Raw genomic sequence first — 17,972 nt, 5'->3', positions numbered from 1 at the left:
GCCACCACCGGCCTCGGCCAACAATATTGTCGGATTACGGCCCCGAGGGCCTAATCCGACCTACTTTGCCTTGCCAGCCGCCGCCACCTGATCCAATATATGCTTGGGCACGGCCGCATAGTGCTTGAACTCCATCGTGTAGGTAGCGCGGCCCTGGGTCAGCGAACGCAGGGTGGTGGAATAGCCGAACATTTCCGCCAGCGGCACGAGGGCCTTGACGATGCGCCCCGCGCCGCCGGGAATGTCGTCGACGCCTTGCACCATGCCGCGGCGGGCCGTCAGGTCGCCCATGACGTTACCCATGAACTCTTCCGGCGTTTCCGCCTCCACCTGCATCATCGGCTCCAGCAACACGGGATGGGCTTTGCGCATGCCATCCTTGAAGGCGATGGAGCCGGCCATGCGGAAGGCATTCTCGTTCGAATCGACGTCATGGTAGGAGCCGAAGGTCAAGGTCGCCTTCACGTCGACGACCGGATAGCCGGCCAGCACGCCCGATTTCAAGGTTTCAATGATGCCCTTGTCGACGGCGGGAATGAATTCGCGCGGCACGACGCCACCCTTGATGGCGTCGACGAACTGGTAGCCAGTGCCCGGCTCCAAAGGTTCAAGTTTCAGCACCACGTGGCCGTACTGGCCCCGACCGCCCGACTGCTTGACGAACTTGCCCTCCACGTCTTCCACCGCGCGCGTGATGGTTTCGCGGTAAGCCACCTGCGGCTTGCCGACATTGGCTTCCACGCCGAATTCGCGCCGCATGCGGTCGACCAGTATTTCCAGGTGCAATTCACCCATGCCCGACATGATGGTCTGGCCCGATTCCTCGTCCGTATGCACCCTGAACGACGGGTCTTCCTGCGCCAGGCGGTTCAGGGCGATGCCCATCTTTTCCTGGTCCGGCTTGGTCTTTGGTTCGACCGCCTGCGAAATCACGGGTTCCGGGAAGATCATCTTTTCCAGCACGATGACGTGGTCGATGGCGCACAGGGTGTCGCCCGTGGTCACGGCTTTCAGGCCCACGGCGGCGGCGATGTCGCCCGCATACACTTCCTTGATTTCCTTGCGCTCGTTCGCATGCATCTGCAGGATGCGCCCCAGTCGTTCGCGCGCGCTCTTGGTGGGGTTGTAGACCATGTCGCCCGAATTCACCACGCCCGAATACACGCGGAAGAACGTCAATTGACCCACGAACGGGTCCGTCATGATCTTGAAGGCGAGCGCGGCAAAGTGCTCGTCGTCCGTCGGATGGCGCTCCACCTCGTTGTCGTGCTCGTCGTGTCCCATGATGGGCGGCACTTCCATCGGCGACGGCAGGTATTCGATGACGGCGTCGAGCATCGCCTGCACGCCCTTGTTTTTAAAGGCGCTGCCGCACAGCATGGGCACGATTTCATTGCGGATGGTGCGCGTGCGCAAGGCCTGTTTCAGCTCCGCTTCCGTAAACGTGTCGCCATTCAGGTAGCGCTCCGTCATGTCGAGCGTGGCTTCAGCCGCGTGTTCGACCATGTGATCGTGCCACTCATGCGCCTGTGCCTGTAGCTCGGCGGGAATCTCGCCATAGCTGAACTGCACGCCCTGGCTGGCGTCGTCCCAGGTGATGGCGCGCATTTTCAGCAGATCGATGACGCCCGTGAAATGGTCCTCGGCGCCGATGGGCAGCTGGATGGGCACGGCCACGCCCTTCAGGCGGTCGGCGATCTGCTGGCGCACGCGCAGGAAATCCGCACCCACCCGGTCCATCTTGTTGATGAAGGCGATGCGCGGCACATGGTATTTGTTGGCCTGGCGCCAGACGGTTTCCGATTGCGGCTGCACGCCGCCGACGGCGTCATACACCATCACGGCGCCGTCGAGCACGCGCATCGAGCGCTCGACCTCGATCGTGAAATCCACGTGGCCGGGCGTGTCGATGATGTTGATGCGGTGTTCGGGGAAGTTGCCGGCCATGCCTTTCCAGAAGGCCGTTGTAGCGGCCGAGGTGATGGTGATGCCCCGCTCCTGCTCCTGCTCCATCCAGTCCATGGTGGCGGCGCCATTGTGCACTTCGCCTATCTTGTGATTCACCCCGGTGTAGAAAAGGATGCGCTCGGTGGTGGTGGTCTTGCCGGCGTCGATATGGGCGCTGATGCCGATGTTGCGGTAGCGCTCGATAGGTGTTTTGCGGGTCATCACAATCTCCATGGCTAGCCCCGGTACCCGGTTTTCCAGTGTATCAGACATCGATTTGGCCGGCACGGCAGCCGCCGTTTACCAAGCGCGCAACACTGTCCGCCTTGCGCACGTCAGGGACACGAAGGCTAATTGCGGTTTCGGCTATACTTCCCAGACGTTAATTTTTGAACTTTAATTCAACAAAGATTAATAAAAATCAATACGCATGGCATCCCGCCATGCAAGGCGACGCCGCCGGCATGCAGCCCAGGTGCGCACCGAACGACATGCCCTACTCAGCCTATGACTATCCAACTAAGAAAAATAATCCTCTCTTCCCTGCTGGCATCCCCGGCGCTGGCCATGGCCGGCGAACTGGAACAGCAAATGCAGCGTTGCGCCGTGCTTGGCGACGCCAGCGCCCGCCTGGGTTGCTTCGACACCTTGGCCAAGGCAGCGGAAAAGGCCACCATCGCCGCCGGTGGTGATTCCGCCACCGCTGCCGTCACCCTGGCGGCGGCAGCCGAGGTTGCCCCCATCACCCCCGTCAGTCCGCCTGGCGTGGCCACGCCGGATGCCGTCAACGCCGCCATTCCGGCCATCGCGCAGGCTGGCGCAGCGCCACCGGAAGCGCCGATTTCGCGCACGCAGCAATCGTGGGAACTGAACGACGCCTCGAAACGCGGCCTGTTCAACTTCCGCCCGCACCGCGACACCTATCTGTTGCTGGCCAATTACAGCGACGCCTCGAACGACGAGCCGTTCCAGGATTTCACGCCGGCCGGCATCAAGAGCCAGCATGTGGAACTGACGTTCCAGCTGAGCTTCAAGATGAAGCTGCTGGAAGACATCGCCGGCACGCCGATCGACATGTGGTTCGGCTACACGCAGCAAAGTTTCTGGCAGGCATATAACCGCAAGGCATCGAGCCCGTTCCGCGAGACCAATTACCAGCCGGAACTGATGTTGATCTTGCCGATCAACAAGAATTTCGCGGGCGTGGAATTCAATTACCTAAACTTCGGCCTCGTGCACCAGTCCAACGGCCAGACGTCGACCCTGTCGCGCAGCTGGAACCGCGTGTATGCCGAGCTGGGCATGGAAAAAGACAATCTGGCCGTCACGGCCCGTGTCTGGCACCGCCTCGACAATGGCAAGACCGACAATGACAATATCGACATCACCGATTACATGGGACATGGCGACTTGCGCGTGAGCTACCGCAACAAGGGGCACGAGTATGCCGTGACGGCCCGCCGTAATTTCAGCAAGAAGCATGGCTCGATGCAGGCCAGCTGGGCTTTCCCGTTGAAGGCCAATCTGAAAGGCTATCTGCAATTGTTCTCCGGCTATGGCCAGAGCTTGATCGATTACAACTATTCGCAGAAATCGATCGGCGCCGGTTTCATGGTCGACCTGTAAGCAGCACAGTGACAGAAACGAAAATGGCGCCGAGGGCGCCATTTTTTATGGGAAATATTATCGCCGGCCGCCGCCCAGCACGCGGGCCGGCAGCATGACGATGGCGCGCAACAATTCGAACACGCCTTCCACGCCGATGCCGATCAAACGGAATGGCAGCAACAGCAGCCAGGCCAGCGGATACAGCACGAGAGCCAGCAAGGCCAGGGGCCAGCATACGAGCAAGAGCAGCAGCCACAGCACAAATCCCAGCATCGCGTCCCCCTAGAATGAAATGTGCGGAGCAAGCCGTGCTTGCCCCGCTACCGTGACGCCACTCTATGCAAGCGCCGCCACGACGGCAACGGCCATGCGATGAACTGCGTGCTGGGGGGATGAACGGTGCAAAAACGGGAATGAGCGGTGCGTGCGGATAGCTTTATTGACCGACGCAAATCACTTTCGTGATGTACTCATGCGCGTTCGGCTTCTTGCTGGTGGCCCATTTGATGGCCTGGTTGGCATCTTCGATGGTCAGGATCGAGGCCTTGTCCTTCGACTTGATGAAGGACACGCCTTCAAACACGCCTTCCTTGCTGCGCATTACCTTGGCAAACACGGGCGGCTTGGTCTCGCCATCGCTGATTTTGTTCTGTTGCACGAGGTAACGCTGATCGATCTGTTCCATGATAGTAAAGCTGTCCGGTGGGTAAAAGACGAAATATACCCTGAATGGACAAACGCCGCAGGACGAAATCGCTGCGGCGTTGCCTTTGGATCAACGGTACTTATGCGTAGACGGCGTTCTGCGTGACTGGCTGCAGATTCACGTCATAGATCACCTGCGCGCGGATCGACGTTTCCAGCGAAGGAATCGAGCCGCCGGCGCGGTACTGGAAGCTCACTTGCAGCACGTCGCCCGCCTTCACGGCGATGGGCGTGGCCAGCGGCAGGCACATGTAATGGTTCAGCCAGTCGATGGTGGTCGAGCGCTCGGGCACGACGGCCAGGATGTTCTTGGTGACGAAACGCAAGGCGTTCAGGGTGCCGCTGCGCTCTACGACGAACTTGCCGTCGAAGCCGAACACGCTGTCCGTCGGCTGGCTGAAGTCGATGATGCTGTAGACGGACGGCGGCGCCAGTTCCTGCACGCCAGGATGGATGGCCGTGGTTTCCTGGAATTGCACGATGGGCGCATAAAAACCTTCGAAATCGTATTCCTGCTGCATCGGCTGCACGGCCATGATGACGGCTTCGGGCAGGAAGATCGGCAGCGGGCCGCCAAAGCGGGCCAGGTAGCGGCGCTTGAACGATTCGATCACTTCCACTTGTTTTTCGCGCAGCATGCCAACATGGATCATTTCGCAAATGACCACATCGACGGGCTCGGGCGGCAGGTATTCAAAGGCGTCCGCATGAACGACCTCGACTTTTTCACCGTTAGGATTGAGCGCCAGCATCTTGCGCGCTTCCTTGACCATGTCCGGATTGAACTCCACGCACCACACCTTGTCGGCGCGCGCGGCCGCAAACCACGACAGCACGCCCGTGCCGCCGCCCAGCTCCAGCACTTTCATGCCGGGTTTTACCGCGTAATCGATCGCCGACTTGAACCCGTGCATGCGGTTCTGGTCCATCAACATATTGTGGTGGTAATGGACGGGGATAAATTGCCCCAGGTAACAACTCTCGATTTCTCGTTCATTCAGCATGTCTGTCCTCTTGGAGTCTGGCTCCGATGGCCGATCGGTTTTGTCATTCCAGAAAGCAGTGATATCGCACGGGCTGCGCGAGGGGCGGCGACAGTACAGCCGGCGCCTGACGTTGATGTGATTGCCCATGCGACGTATCTCCTGATTAATGCGACACGATCATTATCGTTAATCGGCAAGGAGAACAAAGGGCTGAGGTGAGAGGCAATTCCATGCCAGTTTCAGCGCTGGCATGGAAAATATTGCCAGAAGATTACTTTCTGGCTGCGCGCGCCTTCTGCGCCGCTTCGATGATGGCGACCACGCCCGGCTTGTCGCCGGCCTGGGCGAACTGCGCGGCCGTCCAGCCATGGTCGCTTTTCAGGCTGGCGTCCGCACCCCACGACAGCAGCAGCTTGACGGCGCCCTCCTGTCCTTCGCGGGCGGAAAACATCAGCGGCGTGACGTTGGCGGGGGCGCGCGCATCGACGACGGCATCGCGGTCCAATAAAATCTTCATGATGGGCAAGTCGCCCGCCGAGGCCGCATAGTGCAGCGCCGTCCAGCCTCTCTGGTTGACCTTGGCGCCTTTCGCCAGCAAGGCTTCCACGGCGTCCTGCTTGTGTTTATAGGCGGCCATCATCAGCGCCGTGTTGCCGTTCGCCGAACGGGCTTCGATGTCGATGCCGGGTGCGTCGAGCAGCAGCCTGAAAACCCGGTCCGCATCGTCGCGCAAGGCCAGCACGAGGGGAATGTCGCCGCGCTGCGCATCCGGCTGGTTCGGGTTCATGCCTTCGGCCAGCATGTCGCGCACGCCGCTGGCGTTGTTGACGGACACGGCGCGGAAGAAGGCATCCGGTTCCGGCGCCGCCTGGCTGGCGGCGGCACAGCACAGCAGCATCGCCAGGGCGAGTTTTTTCATCATATCTGACCTTAAGAAGTTATGGCAACTTATTGAATAATTTGAAGAAATTGTCCGTTGTCTGTTGCGCCACCTGGGCCAGCGGGATGCCTTTCAGGGTCGACAGGTATTCCGCCACATGGGCCACGTAGCCCGGCTCGTTCATGCGGCCGCGGAACGGCACGGGTGCCAGGTACGGCGAATCCGTTTCGATGAGAATGCGCTCGAGCGGCACTTCCAGGGCCACGGCTTGCAAATCCTTGGCGCTCTTGAAGGTGACGATGCCGGAAAACGAAATATAGAAACCCATGTCGATGGCGGCGCGCGCCACTTCCAATGATTCCGTAAAGCAATGCATGACGCCGGCCACGCCGCCGTCGGCCACGCCAGCGCCCTCTTCGCGCATGATGCGTATGGTGTCTTCGCTGGCCGATCTTGTGTGAATAATCAAGGGCTTGCGCGTGATTCTTGAAGCTTTGATGTGAGTTCTGAAACGCTCGCGCTGCCACTCGAGGTCGCCCGTCAGGCGGAAATAATCGAGGCCCGTCTCGCCGATGGCGATGATCTTCGGATGGTCGGCCAGGCGCACCAGGTCTTCCACGGACGGTTCAGGCGTGTCTTCGTAGTCGGGATGCACGCCGACGGACGCAAAAATATGCGGATACTGCTCGGCCAGGGCCAGCACCTGTGGAAAGTCCGGCAAGTCGACGGACACGCACAGCGCGTGCGTCACCTTGTTCTCGGCCATCTTGGCGAGGATCTCGGGCATGCGAGCAGCCAGCTCGGGGAAATTGATATGGCAATGGGAATCGATATACATAAGGCGGGATTGTACCGGAGCACAGGAAAACTGGCAGGGGAAAGGGCACCGAAGTGCCCTGGTGTTCACAGCTGCGATGCAGGATGTTCCGCGAGCGGCACGAAGTTGCCGGTCGACTCGTCGAGCGCGTCGAGGGAACCGTTCTCGATATCGTACACCCAGCCATGCAGGGTCAGCCGGTGTTGCGCCATAGCCAGGGCCACCGAAGGATGGGTACGCAGGTTATTGAGTTGCGCCACCACGTTGGCGCGCACCATGCCGTCGATGCGCGACTGCTCCGTCGGATGCTCGACCGATTCGTTGATCATGCGCGCCGCGTCCGCATGGTGCAGCCAGCTGCGCACGGCCGGCATGTGATCGAGGCAGGCGCAGGTGGCGATGGCCTTCATCGCGCCACAATCGGAATGGCCGCAAATGACGATGTCGGTCACGTTCAAGGCGGACACGGCAAACTCGACCGTGGCGCTGACGCCGCCCGGCTCCGGGCCGTACGACGGCACGATGTTGCCCGCGTTGCGGATCACGAAGAGTTCGCCTGGCTCGCGCTGCGTCACCAGTTCCGGCACCATGCGGCTGTCCGAGCACGAAATGAACAGGGCCTTGGGGGTTTGCCCCGTGGCCAGGGTCTTGAACAACTCGCGGCGCTCGGGAAAAACCTCTTTTTGGAAGCGTAGGAATCCAGCAATAATGTCGCGCATAATAAATAGGGATCGTTATCTGAGCCGGTATTATCGCTGAACGAGGCAGGTTCCGCCTACTGCCCCTGTGGCGGCTGCCACAGCTCCACCTTGTTGCCCTCGGGATCGATGACCCAGCCGAACTGGCCGTATTCCGAGTCGGGCGCCTTGTCCAGCACCGTGCAGCCTTCCTCGCGCAGAGCTTGCAGCAGCGCATCGAGGTCGTCAACCCGGTAATTTATCATGAAGGAAGCCTTGCCTGGCGCAAATTGCTCGCTGTCCCTGCCTGCCACGGACCAGATGGTGGTGCCGGCCGTGGGCTGGCCGTCCGCATCCGTCCAGCTAAAGGCGGCGCCGCCCCAGGGCTGCACGTCCAGGCCCAGGTGGCGCTGGTACCAGGCGCGCAGCGCGGCCGGGTCTTGCGCTTGGAAAAAGATGCCGCCGATGCCAGTGACTCGTTTCATGCACGCCTCCATTGCTGTCCACTGCCTTGACTGTAACACCAAATGACGAAGAGAGAATTTACATTAACTCAGCACCATAAACTATTAATTTTATTGGCAACTTGAAGCGTAATCGAGCAGCATGTCTTCCAGGAAAAGCTTGGGCGACAAGGGATGCTCGGCAATAGCTCGGCGCTCGTTCGCTGCCTTGATGGCGGCCATCAAACGGCTCACGTTGATGCGTCCTGCCAAGGCTTCCAGTTCGCGCCGGTGGCGCGGGTAGTAGCGGATGGTGCCCGAAAGCTTGACGGAAAACACGTCGTACAGCCAGCGCTGCAGTGATGCCACCAGCGGCGCCAGCGGCGCTTTCTGCAATTTGTCGGCCGCCTTCAGGGCCGCTTCCACGCCGGGATTGGCCAGCACCTGCAGCAATTGTTCCGTTTCCTCGCGGCCGCCCGATTCGGACTGGGCCAGCGCGGCCAGCGGTGCGCCGCCCTGCTCGCGCAGCCAGCTGTCCGCGTCGTTCAAGCCTTGGGCCTTGAGCCACGTCAAGGCCTGCTCGTGGCTGGGCATGGGCAAGGCAAATTTGCGGCAGCGGGACAAAATCGTCGGCAGCAAGCGGTCCAGGCTGTTCGATGCCAGCAGGAACAGGGTGCCCGGCGGCGGCTCTTCCAGGGTCTTCAGCAAGGCGTTCGACGCGGGCGTGTTCAGCGCTTCGGCCGGGTACAGCACCACCACGCGCAAGCCTTGCCGGTGCGTGGAAATGTTCATGAAGTCGGCCAGGTTGCGGATCTGCTCGATCTTGATGTCTTTCGACGGCGTCTTGGTCTTGGCGCTTTTCTTCGCGCCCTCGCCCTCTTCGCCGTCGTCGGCCACTTCGTCTTCCAGCGCTTCCGGACGCACGCGGCGGTAATCGGGATGATTGCCCTGGCTAAACCAGCCGCACGAGGCGCAGGCGCCGCAGGCATGGCCGTCGGCGCGCACGTCTTCGCACAGCAGCGCCTGCGCGAAATGCTCGATGAAGTCGGCCTTGCCGATGCCTTGCGCGCCATGGAACAAAATGGCGTGCGGCATGCGCGGACGCAAGGCTTGCAATTGCTGCCAGGCGTCCTGCTGCCACGGATAGAGAGAACTGGTCATTTTATTCTTTGTAAATCAGCGTGTTGCGACGCTTTGTTCGAGCAAAATATCAAGTAATTGCGCGAGCTGCACCTGGATGTCGGCAATGCTTTGCGTGGAATCGATGATGCGGAAGCGTTCCGGGAACTGGGCCGCGCGGCGCAGATATTCGTTGCGCGTGGCGGCAAAAAAGTCCGATCGCTCCTGCTCGAACTTGTCGAGCGCGCGCGTCGCATCGAGGCGGGCGCGGGCCACTGCCAGCGGCACGTCGAACAAAAACGTCAGGTCCGGCTGCAAGTGCGGGTGCACCCACGCTTCCAGCGCTTCCATCTTGCCCAGGTCCATGCCGCGGCCGCCGCCCTGGTAGGCGAAGCTGGCATCGGTGAAACGGTCGGAAATGACCCACTCGCCCCGTTCCAGGGCGGGTGCGATGACTTGCGCGATGTGTTCACGGCGGCTGGCGAACATCAGCAAGGCTTCCGTTTCCAGATGCATCTTTTCATGCAGCAGCAGTTCGCGCAGCTTTTCGCCCAGGCTGGTACCGCCCGGTTCGCGCGACGAGACGAGGCTCACACCCCTTTGCCGCAGGTAGTCGGCGACAAAGCCGATATGCGTCGACTTGCCCGCGCCATCAATGCCTTCGAAGGTGATGAAGCGGGGTTGATATTGTTGTGTCATGAAACTCTTAATCTTGTGATGATGTTAACGCTGATACTGGTTCACGGCGCGGTTATGGTCGGGCAAGTTGGCCGAAAACTGGCTGGTACCGTCGCCGCGCGCCACGAAATACAACGCTTGCGTGCGGGCCGGCGCCAGCGCCGCCGTCAGCGATTGAGCGCCAGCCAGGGCGATCGGCGTGGGCGGCAAGCCGCCGCGCGTGTAGGTATTGTACGGGGTGTCCGCCTCCAGGTCGCGTTTGCGGATCTTGCCCTGGTAATTGTCGCCCATGCCATAGATTACGGTCGGGTCCGTCTGCAGCAGCATGCCCGTCTTGAGGCGGTTGACGAACACGCCGGCAATCATGGCGCGCTCGGACTTTTGCCCCGTTTCCTTTTCCACGATGGAAGCCATGATCAGCGCCTCGTACGGGTTTTTATATGGCAAGGCCGGATCGCGCTTGTCCCACGCTTCGGACAGGCGGCCGATCATGGCCGTGTGCGCCTGCTTGAAAATCTGCATTTCGCTGGCGCCCTTGGCGAACAGATACGTGTCCGGGAAGAACAGGCCTTCCGGCAGCACATATTCGGGGCTGATCTTCGCCATCAGTTCCTTGTCGGACAGGCCTGCGGTATCGTGCTTGAGGCCCGGGTGGTTGGCCATGGCCAGGCGCATCTGTTTAAAGGTCCAGCCTTCGATGATGGTCAGCGACTCTTGCGCGAACTCGCCGCGCGCCAGCTGCGTGATCAGGCGCTGCGGCGTGGTGCCCGGTTTCAATTCGTAGGAACCGGCCTTGATCTTCGAAGTCTTGCCTTCGATGCGCGCCAGCATATTGAACAGGATGGGCACGATGGGCACGCCCGCGTCCGCGATCTGCTGGCCTGCCGCATGCGCGCCACTGCCCGGGCTGATCGTAAACGGGATCGCTTCGCCGTCGATGGTGATGGGCTGCTGCGCCCAGTACACAAAAGTACCGCCCACGCCGATGGCGGCGATGACTGAACTGACTACAAGTTTTTTAAAGAAAGCCATTGTTCCGATTCTTGTGATGCGCTCGCTGGCAGGCAACGCGCGCTTGTTATGATCGTTCATTTGTGAAGCAAGTGCGCGCAAAGCGGCGCCAACACTGGCAATCTTGCCGTTGCCGACGCAATCTGCGCGACATCACTATAATGAACCCGTAATGATAATGCTTAATCGCTGATCTAATGGAAATTATGAATAACTGGAATCAATTTTTAACCGCCCAAGGCGCCCGCCCCGCTGTCACTGATGGCGCGCCTGACAGCACCGCAAACTCCCCTGTCGCAGATTTCGGCCAGTCCCTGACAGTGCCCCAGCTGCAAGAAGGTTTTGTCGCGGCCATCACGGACCAGGGTTTGATCGGCTTGAACGGCGACGATGCAGCCAGTTTCCTGCACGGCCAGCTGACCAACGACGTGGAACACCTGAACCAGGAGCAAGTACGCCTGGCCGGCTACTGCACGCCGAAGGGCCGCTTGCTGGCCAGTTTCCTGATGTGGCGCAACGCCACCACCATTTATCTGCAATTGCCGCGCGCCATACAGCCGGCCATCCAGAAGCGCCTGCAGATGTTCGTGCTGCGCGCCAAGGCCAAGCTGCACGATGCGTCCGCTGACGATGCCAATCAAGTCGTCCTGGGCCTCGGCGGTCAAAAGGCCAGCGCGGCCCTGTCCGCCTGGTTCCCGACGCTGCCCGCCACGCCGTTCAGCAAGGTCGAGCATGCACTGGGCGCCCTGCTGCGCGTGGCCGATGCGTTTGGCAGCGCCCGCTATGAATGGCTGACGTCGGCCGCCACGGCGCGCGACGTGTGGCCGCAGCTGGCCGAAACTCTCGCCAAGGCTGGTAATGACGCCTGGCATTTGTCGGAAATCCACGCGGGCATTCCGCAGATCACGGCCGCCACGCAAGAGCAGTTCGTGCCGCAAATGGTCAACTTCGAGCTGCTGGGCGGTGTCAATTTCAAGAAAGGCTGCTACCCGGGCCAGGAAATCGTCGCGCGCAGCCAGTACTTGGGCAAGCTCAAGCGCCGCACCACCCTCGTCAGGATCGCTGATGCAACCGTCGCCGCCGGTGGCGAACTGTTCGCCGTCAGCGATCCCGAGCAACCGTGCGGCATGGTCGTCAACGCCGCGCCAAATGGCGTGGGCGGCATCGACGCCCTCGTTGAAATGAAACTGGGGGCGATAGCAGAAGGTTCAAGCGCCGCCGGCGCCGTGCGCTACGGCTCGGCCCAGGGCGCTGCCGTGCAGTTCCTGCCCATGCCTTACGTGCTCGACGCACTCGACTTGTGAGAATGCCATGAAAGATCTGTACGTTTACTATCAGGTAAAAGAGGAGCACGCCCAGGCGCTGGAAGCCAGGGTCCGCGCCATGCAGGCGAAACTGGCGGCCGCGTCCGGCGTGGCGCCGCAACTGAAGCGCCGCCCTGACGCCAAGGATGGCTTGCAGACGTGGATGGAAATCTACCCTGTCGTCGGCGAAGGCTTTGCCGAGCTGCTGGCCAGCGCATCCGACGAAGCGGGCTTGCTGTCGTTGACGGCTGGCGCGCGCCATACGGAAGTGTTCATGGATTTGCCTCCATGTGCCTGATCGTTTTTGCCTGGAAAGTCAATCCGCACATCCCGCTGATTGCCGCCGCCAACCGCGACGAATTCTATGAACGCGCCAGCGCCCCCGCCCGCGCCTGGCCCGAACACCCGCAAGTGTATGCGGGCCGCGACCTGCAGGCGGGCGGCAGCTGGATGGGCATCACCCAGGCCGGCAGCGGCAGCTCGCGCTTTGCCGCCATCACGAATATCCGCAGCCCGCAAGACCGCAACCCCGACGCCCCCTCGCGCGGTGCCCTGGTAGCCGACTATTTGGCCGGCAACATGTCGCCGCAAGACTACATCGCGCAAATCCGCCCCGGATGCAAAGCCTATAACGGTTTCAATCTGGTGCTGGGCGATGCGGACACCCTGATCTGGTTTTCCAACCGGGGCGATGGCGATGCGCGCAATGGACAACCATTGGAGCCTGGCATCTACGGCCTGTCGAACGCTCTGCTGGACGCGCCGTGGCCGAAGGTCTTGAAGACCAAGGCCCAGTTCGCCAGCCTGCTGTGCCAGGGCGCGCCCGACGAAGCGTATTTCGACATGCTGGCCGACACCACGCGCGCGCCCGACTTCCGCTTGCCGGATACGGGCGTGCCGCTCGACCTCGAGCGCGTGCTGTCCGCCGTCTGCATCGAAACGCCGGGCTACGGCACGCGCACGTCCACCGTCGTCAAATTATTCCCGGATTCTCCCGGCGAACTGCATGAGCTGGTGATACAGTAGGTCGGGTAGGTCGGCTTAGCGCGCAAGCGCGTAACCCGACAACACCGCCACACTCAACCGGCATCACCGCCGTTCCCGACGTCGGATTACGCGCCCCTGCGGCGCGCTAATCCGACCTACGCTCGCATCCCGACTCGCATCAAAAAACCTATATCCATCCGCTCGCACAAAAAAGAAAGCGCTTGCGCAAGCGCTTTCTTTTGTTTACGATAGATTCAAACGCGGCGACACAGCCGTACTCAATCGCAGCACACAATAATAATAAAACCATCAGGAGACACCATGGCCACCATGGAAGATGTAGCGCGGGCGGCGGACGTATCGTTGTCGACCGTCTCTCACGTGCTCAACGGCACCCGCAAGGTCAGCCCGAAAACCGTCGCCGCCGTCAATGCGGCCATGCAGCAGATCGGCTATGTGCCCAACATGCTGGCGCGCGCGCTGGCCGGCTCCTCGTCGGGCACCATCGGCGTGGCCATTTCCGCCTTCACCAATCATTACTTCAGCGAAACCGTGCGCGCCATCGAGGCCGCCTGCACGCGCCATGGCCTGATGATGCTGTTTTCCGATACGCATGACGATCCCGAGCAGGAATTGAAAGTGGTGCAGAACTTGCACCAGCGCCGGGTCGACGGCATCGTGCTGGCGCCTTCCGGCGACACGCATCACCGCACGCTCGACTATTTGACCAGCAACAAGATCGCTTCCGTGCTGGTGGACCGCATGTCGGCGCAGCCGTTCGACCAGGTGGGCGTGGAAAACATCGAGGCGACGGCCGAACTGGTCGGCCACCTGATCACCGTCCACGGCCACCGCCGCATCGGCTTCATCGCGGGCGCGCCCGGCCTGTCCACGACGGACGAGCGTATCGACGGCTATCGTCTGGCCTTGCAGCGCGCCAATATCGTCTTTGACCCCGCACTGCTGCGCTCTGGCGACTCCAATCTGGAGCGCAGCGGCGCGGCCACGCGCGAATTGCTGGCCCTGCCCGCAGGACAGCGTCCCACGGCCATCGTTGCCGGCAATAACCTGATGACCATCGGCACCATGCACGCCTTGCGCGATGCGCACATTGCGGTACCGCAAGACGTGTCACTGGCAGGCTTCGATGATTTCGACTGGGCCGATTATTTCAGCCCCCGTTTGACCGTGATGGCGCAGCCGCTCGAAGAGCTGGGCGCCATGGCCGTCGACCTGCTGATCGACCGTATCGCCAACCCGGGCCGCGCCAGGCACGTGCAGCGCTTGTCGCCGACCCTGCGCGTACGCAATTCCTGCGGCTGCCCCTGACCTTTTACAGTAGATCAATATGCATCCAGCGATTTCCCTCGGTATCGATCTCGGTACCTCCGAACTGAAAACCGTGCTGATGGACAGCACTGGCACCGTGCGCGGCCAGGCTTCCGTGCGCATCGACACCAGCCGCCCGCAGCCGGGATGGTCCGAACAAGCGCCGCAAGACTGGTGGGCCGCCTGCGTCAACGCTCTGGGCCAGCTGCGCGCCGGCTGGCCGCAGGAATACGCGCAGATCGCCTGCATCGGCCTGTCGGGCCAGATGCATGGCGCCGTGCTGCTCGACAGCAACGACAATGTAATTCGTCCCGCCATCCTGTGGAACGATGCGCGCGCCGAAGCCGAAGCGGCTAGCCTGGCGCGCGACTATCCCGCCTATGCGGACGTGACGGGCAGCCTGCCCATGGCGGGATTGACGGCGCCGAAACTGCTGTGGCTGCAAACGCACGAGCCTGACGCTTTCAATGCCATCGCCTGCCTGCTGTCGCCCAAGGATTACCTGCGCCTGCAATTGACTGGCAACAAGGTCACCGACATGTCCGACGCGGCCGGCACCCTGTGGCTGGACGAGGCCAAGCGTGCCTGGTTCGCCCCCATGCTGGCCGCCTGCGGCCTGGCGCCGGAACAGATGCCGGCCTTGGCCGAAGGCGATGCCGCCACGGGCACGGTGCTGGCCGCCGTCGAAGACAAGCTGGGCTTGCCATCGGACGTGCTGGTGGCGGCCGGCGGCGGCGACAATCCCGTCTCGGCCGTGGGCATCGGCGCCGTCAACGGCGGCGACAGTTTCATTTCGCTGGGCACCAGCGCCGCCATCGTTTCCGTCACCGAAGCGCCTTTGGGCAACCCGGCCGGCGGCGTGCACAGCTTTTGCCACGCCCTGCCCGGCCGCTGGTATGCGATGGGCGCGATCCTGTCCGGCGCCAGCTGCCTGCGCTGGGCCACGGGCGTGCTGGGCCAGCCCGACGAGGCAGCCCTGCTGGCGCTGGTGGAAACGGGCTTGCCGCTCGACGCCCCCGTCGCGCCGTCCGCGCCCCTGTTCCTGCCCTATCTGTCGGGCGAGCGCACGCCGCATAACGACCCGCAAGTGCGCGGCGCCTTCCTGCAACTGGGCCACGACAGCACGCCGGCGCAGCTCGGCTATGCCGTACTCGAAGGCGTGGCCTTCGCCTTGCGCGACGCCATGGCGGCCGTCACGTCGACGGGCGCCGTCGTTCCCCATTGCATGCTGGTGGGCGGCGGCGCGCGCAGCCAGTACTGGGCGCAGTTGCTGGCCAATGTGCTGGGCCGGGAAATGCGCACCCTGCACAACAGCGAACTGTCGGCCAGCCTAGGCGCGGCCAAGCTGGGCTTTGCCGCCATCGGCCAGCGCCAGTTGCTGGCCACCAGCTTGCCCATCAAAAACACTTTCCTGCCCGATGCCGCGCACAGCGCAGCCTTGAGCATCCGCTATGGTCGCTACCGTAGCCTGTTTCCCGCCGTGCAAGCCTTGCACCAACTCAGTGATAAGGAATAGTAATGAATCAGCTGCAACAATTAAAACAGTACAGCACCGTCGTCGCCGACACGGGCGACTTCCTGCAACTGGCGCGCTTCGCGCCGCAGGACGCCACCACCAATCCATCGCTGATTTTAAAAGCCGTGCTGCAGCCCGATTACGCACCCTTGCTGGAAAGCACTGTCGCCGCCCACAAGCATGCATCGCTGGACGATATCGTCGACCAGGTGCTGGTGCGCTTCGGCCTGGAAATTTTGAAGGTCGTGCCGGGCCGCGTATCGACGGAAGTCGACGCCCGTTTGAGCTTTGACCGCGACGCCACCATCGCCCGCGGGCGCCGCCTGATCGCCCTGTATGAGCAAGCCGGCATTCGTCGCGAGCGCGTGCTGATCAAGGTCGCCGCCACCTGGGAAGGCATCCAGGCGGCGCGCGAGCTGGAAAAAGACGGCATCTTTTGCAACCTGACCCTGCTGTTCGCGTTTTGCCAGGCCGTCGCCTGCGCCGACGCGAAAGTGCGCCTGATTTCGCCATTTGTGGGCCGCATCTACGACTGGCACAAGAAGTCCATGGGTGCGGCATGGGACGAAGCGGCGCGCAGCCTGTCCAACGATCCAGGTGTACAGTCGGTAACGCGCATCTTCAATTACTACAAACAACATGGCATCGCCACGCAAGTGATGGGCGCCAGCTTCCGCAACGTGGGCCAGATCACGGCCCTGTCCGGCTGCGACTTGCTGACCATCAGCCCCGACCTGCTGGCCAAGCTGGAAGCGCTTGACGCTCCGTTCGAGCGCGCACTGGGCGGCGACCTGGGCGCGGCACAGCCGGCCGTCACGTATGACGAGGCCGCTTTCCGCTACGCCTTGAATGACGACGCGATGGCCACCGAAAAGCTGGCCGAAGGCATCCGCGGCTTTGCCGTCGATGCGGGCAAGCTGGACGCCATGATCGAGAAATTACGTAATCAATAAGTTTTTCACCCGTAGCACCGTTTGTTTTTCACAATAAAAACCCTTGGAGATCCACATGAAAAAAGTCATTACCGCCTCCCTGCTGTTGTCCGCCGCCTGCGGCGCTTTCGCCGCTGACAAACCGCTGAAATCCATCGGCGTGAGCGTGGGCGACCTGGCCAACCCGTTTTTTGTCGCCATTGGCCGCGGCGCGGAAGAAAGCGCGAAAAAGCTGGGCGGCCCTGGCGTGAAAGTCACCACTGTTTCCAGCAAGTATGACTTGAACACCCAGGTGGACCAGATTGAAAACTTTATTGCCAACAAGACCGACATCATCATCCTGAACGCCGTCGATTCCAAGGGCATCGCCCCTGCCATCAAGAAAGCGCGCAATGCGGGCGTGGTCGTGATCGCCGTCGACGTAGGCGCCGTAGGTGCTTCGGCCACCGTGATGTCCGACAACACCATGGCTGGCGACGTGTCGTGCGCATACCTGGCCAAGCAGATCGGCGGCAAGGGCAATGTCGTGATCCTGAACGGCCCGCCGGTCACGTCCGTGATCGACCGTGTCAACGGCTGCAAGAAAACCCTGGCTGCGTTCAAGGACATCAAGATCCTGTCCGACAACCAGAACGCCGGCGGCAGCCGCGACGGCGGCATGACCGTGATGTCGAACCTGCTGACGGCCTATCCGAAGATCGACGGCGTGTTCGCCATCAACGATCCGACCGGTATCGGCGCCGAACTGGCGATCAAGCAATCGAAGCGCACGGACGTGAAACTGATCACGGCCGTCGATGGCGCGCCCGATGGCCAGAACGCCCTGAAGAACAAGGCTGGCCTGTTCGCCGCCACCTCGGCGCAAAACCCGTACCGCATGGCGACCGACGCCGTGCAGATGGGCTACGACATCATGAACGGCCGCACGCCAAAACAGACGATGGTGCTGTTGCCGACCCCGGCCATCACCAAGGAAAACGTCGCCACCTATACGGGCTGGGTAAAGAACTGATCTGCCTGACCTGAACCACGT

The 17,972-nt window shown here is 61.8% G+C and carries 19 protein-coding genes; 8 read left to right on the top strand and 11 right to left on the bottom strand.

Annotated elements, in window-relative coordinates; all coding sequences use genetic code 11:
- Positions 1-60: 60 nt before the first annotated feature.
- Complete coding sequence (gene fusA / locus GYK42_RS10320) at positions 61-2,169, bottom strand: elongation factor G (protein WP_166447428.1); 2,109 nt, start codon at positions 2,167-2,169, stop codon at positions 61-63.
- 285 nt (positions 2,170-2,454) lie between these two features.
- On the opposite strand from fusA, the gene GYK42_RS10315 reads away from it, so the two are divergent.
- Positions 2,455-3,573, top strand: coding sequence for a phospholipase A (locus GYK42_RS10315; protein WP_240943539.1), 1,119 nt, complete (start codon positions 2,455-2,457; stop codon positions 3,571-3,573).
- Between the two features lie 57 nt (positions 3,574-3,630).
- On the opposite strand, the gene GYK42_RS10310 is transcribed toward GYK42_RS10315, so the two are convergent.
- The 10 genes from GYK42_RS10310 to mltG form a co-directional block, all read right to left on the bottom strand.
- Positions 3,631-3,828 carry a hypothetical protein gene (locus GYK42_RS10310; protein ID WP_034784591.1) on the bottom strand — a complete coding sequence of 66 codons (198 nt, stop codon included), beginning with the start codon at positions 3,826-3,828 and terminating at the stop codon, positions 3,631-3,633.
- A 163-nt stretch (positions 3,829-3,991) separates the two neighbouring features.
- Entirely contained in the window at positions 3,992-4,240 is a 249-nt protein-coding gene (locus tag GYK42_RS10305) for a hypothetical protein (protein ID WP_034756165.1), read from the bottom strand.
- Positions 4,241-4,340: 100 nt separating this feature from the next.
- Complete coding sequence (locus GYK42_RS10300) at positions 4,341-5,264, bottom strand: methyltransferase domain-containing protein (protein ID WP_046682741.1); 924 nt, start codon at positions 5,262-5,264, stop codon at positions 4,341-4,343.
- 253 nt (positions 5,265-5,517) lie between these two features.
- The gene (locus tag GYK42_RS10295; protein ID WP_166447427.1) at positions 5,518-6,168 is read right to left on the bottom strand and encodes an ankyrin repeat domain-containing protein; all 651 of its coding nucleotides are present in this window, start codon (positions 6,166-6,168) and stop codon (positions 5,518-5,520) included.
- 16 nt (positions 6,169-6,184) lie between these two features.
- Complete coding sequence (locus GYK42_RS10290; protein WP_166447426.1) at positions 6,185-6,964, bottom strand: TatD family hydrolase; 780 nt, start codon at positions 6,962-6,964, stop codon at positions 6,185-6,187.
- Between the two features lie 65 nt (positions 6,965-7,029).
- On the bottom strand, positions 7,030-7,662 hold the full coding sequence (locus GYK42_RS10285) for a carbonic anhydrase (RefSeq protein ID WP_166447425.1): 633 nt from the start codon (positions 7,660-7,662) through the stop codon (positions 7,030-7,032).
- A gap of 56 nt (positions 7,663-7,718) precedes the next feature.
- The gene (locus GYK42_RS10280; RefSeq protein ID WP_166447424.1) at positions 7,719-8,105 is read right to left on the bottom strand and encodes a VOC family protein; all 387 of its coding nucleotides are present in this window, start codon (positions 8,103-8,105) and stop codon (positions 7,719-7,721) included.
- 90 nt (positions 8,106-8,195) lie between these two features.
- Positions 8,196-9,224, bottom strand: coding sequence for a DNA polymerase III subunit delta' (locus GYK42_RS10275; protein ID WP_070218347.1), 1,029 nt, complete (start codon positions 9,222-9,224; stop codon positions 8,196-8,198).
- Between the two features lie 15 nt (positions 9,225-9,239).
- Positions 9,240-9,881 carry a dTMP kinase gene (gene tmk / locus GYK42_RS10270; RefSeq protein WP_166447423.1) on the bottom strand — a complete coding sequence of 214 codons (642 nt, stop codon included), beginning with the start codon at positions 9,879-9,881 and terminating at the stop codon, positions 9,240-9,242.
- A 24-nt stretch (positions 9,882-9,905) separates the two neighbouring features.
- Positions 9,906-10,892 carry an endolytic transglycosylase MltG gene (gene mltG / locus GYK42_RS10265; RefSeq protein WP_166447422.1) on the bottom strand — a complete coding sequence of 329 codons (987 nt, stop codon included), beginning with the start codon at positions 10,890-10,892 and terminating at the stop codon, positions 9,906-9,908.
- Positions 10,893-11,068: 176 nt separating this feature from the next.
- Between mltG and GYK42_RS10260 the strand changes: the two genes are divergently transcribed.
- From GYK42_RS10260 to GYK42_RS10230, 7 genes are all read left to right on the top strand, one after another.
- A complete protein-coding gene (locus GYK42_RS10260; protein ID WP_166447421.1) occupies positions 11,069-12,175 on the top strand; it encodes a YgfZ/GcvT domain-containing protein in 1,107 nt (368 codons plus the stop codon).
- 7 nt (positions 12,176-12,182) lie between these two features.
- Entirely contained in the window at positions 12,183-12,473 is a 291-nt protein-coding gene (locus GYK42_RS10255; RefSeq protein WP_166447420.1) for a DUF4936 family protein, read from the top strand.
- Positions 12,464-13,201, top strand: a complete 738-nt coding sequence (locus tag GYK42_RS10250) for an NRDE family protein (RefSeq protein ID WP_166447419.1) — start codon at positions 12,464-12,466, stop codon at positions 13,199-13,201. The genes GYK42_RS10255 and GYK42_RS10250 overlap by 10 nt, the downstream gene beginning before the upstream one ends.
- 282 nt (positions 13,202-13,483) lie before the next feature.
- Positions 13,484-14,491 carry a LacI family DNA-binding transcriptional regulator gene (locus GYK42_RS10245; protein WP_072453547.1) on the top strand — a complete coding sequence of 336 codons (1,008 nt, stop codon included), beginning with the start codon at positions 13,484-13,486 and terminating at the stop codon, positions 14,489-14,491.
- Between the two features lie 31 nt (positions 14,492-14,522).
- Positions 14,523-16,007 carry a xylulokinase gene (gene xylB / locus GYK42_RS10240; protein ID WP_431190167.1) on the top strand — a complete coding sequence of 495 codons (1,485 nt, stop codon included), beginning with the start codon at positions 14,523-14,525 and terminating at the stop codon, positions 16,005-16,007.
- Positions 16,008-16,009: 2 nt separating this feature from the next.
- Positions 16,010-16,960, top strand: a complete 951-nt coding sequence (tal, locus tag GYK42_RS10235; RefSeq protein ID WP_166447417.1) for a transaldolase — start codon at positions 16,010-16,012, stop codon at positions 16,958-16,960.
- A 55-nt stretch (positions 16,961-17,015) separates the two neighbouring features.
- Positions 17,016-17,951: an ABC transporter substrate-binding protein gene (locus tag GYK42_RS10230; protein ID WP_138829099.1), complete on the top strand. Its 936-nt coding sequence runs from the start codon at positions 17,016-17,018 to the stop codon at positions 17,949-17,951.
- Positions 17,952-17,972 lie beyond the last annotated feature (21 nt).

This window comes from Janthinobacterium lividum, assembly GCF_011601275.1.
Lineage (GTDB): Bacteria > Pseudomonadota > Gammaproteobacteria > Burkholderiales > Burkholderiaceae_D > Janthinobacterium > Janthinobacterium lividum_E.
The sequence above is the reverse complement of the archived record's forward strand: the minus strand, read 5'-3'. Positions and strand labels throughout refer to the sequence as shown.

Bases quoted from the DNA above. Each gene is read 5' to 3' on its own strand.
- fusA (WP_166447428.1), bottom strand. From the start codon at position 2,169: ATGACCCGCAAAACACCTATCGAGCGCTACCGCAACATCGGCATCAGC.
- GYK42_RS10315 (WP_240943539.1), top strand. From the start codon at position 2,455: ATGACTATCCAACTAAGAAAAATAATCCTCTCTTCCCTGCTGGCATCC.
- GYK42_RS10310 (WP_034784591.1), bottom strand. From the start codon at position 3,828: ATGCTGGGATTTGTGCTGTGGCTGCTGCTCTTGCTCGTATGCTGGCCC.
- GYK42_RS10305 (WP_034756165.1), bottom strand. From the start codon at position 4,240: ATGGAACAGATCGATCAGCGTTACCTCGTGCAACAGAACAAAATCAGC.
- GYK42_RS10300 (WP_046682741.1), bottom strand. From the start codon at position 5,264: ATGCTGAATGAACGAGAAATCGAGAGTTGTTACCTGGGGCAATTTATC.
- GYK42_RS10295 (WP_166447427.1), bottom strand. From the start codon at position 6,168: ATGATGAAAAAACTCGCCCTGGCGATGCTGCTGTGCTGTGCCGCCGCC.
- GYK42_RS10290 (WP_166447426.1), bottom strand. From the start codon at position 6,964: ATGTATATCGATTCCCATTGCCATATCAATTTCCCCGAGCTGGCTGCT.
- GYK42_RS10285 (WP_166447425.1), bottom strand. From the start codon at position 7,662: ATGCGCGACATTATTGCTGGATTCCTACGCTTCCAAAAAGAGGTTTTT.
- GYK42_RS10280 (WP_166447424.1), bottom strand. From the start codon at position 8,105: ATGAAACGAGTCACTGGCATCGGCGGCATCTTTTTCCAAGCGCAAGAC.
- GYK42_RS10275 (WP_070218347.1), bottom strand. From the start codon at position 9,224: ATGACCAGTTCTCTCTATCCGTGGCAGCAGGACGCCTGGCAGCAATTG.
- tmk (WP_166447423.1), bottom strand. From the start codon at position 9,881: ATGACACAACAATATCAACCCCGCTTCATCACCTTCGAAGGCATTGAT.
- mltG (WP_166447422.1), bottom strand. From the start codon at position 10,892: ATGGCTTTCTTTAAAAAACTTGTAGTCAGTTCAGTCATCGCCGCCATC.
- GYK42_RS10260 (WP_166447421.1), top strand. From the start codon at position 11,069: ATGGAAATTATGAATAACTGGAATCAATTTTTAACCGCCCAAGGCGCC.
- GYK42_RS10255 (WP_166447420.1), top strand. From the start codon at position 12,183: ATGAAAGATCTGTACGTTTACTATCAGGTAAAAGAGGAGCACGCCCAG.
- GYK42_RS10250 (WP_166447419.1), top strand. From the start codon at position 12,464: ATGTGCCTGATCGTTTTTGCCTGGAAAGTCAATCCGCACATCCCGCTG.
- GYK42_RS10245 (WP_072453547.1), top strand. From the start codon at position 13,484: ATGGCCACCATGGAAGATGTAGCGCGGGCGGCGGACGTATCGTTGTCG.
- tal (WP_166447417.1), top strand. From the start codon at position 16,010: ATGAATCAGCTGCAACAATTAAAACAGTACAGCACCGTCGTCGCCGAC.
- GYK42_RS10230 (WP_138829099.1), top strand. From the start codon at position 17,016: ATGAAAAAAGTCATTACCGCCTCCCTGCTGTTGTCCGCCGCCTGCGGC.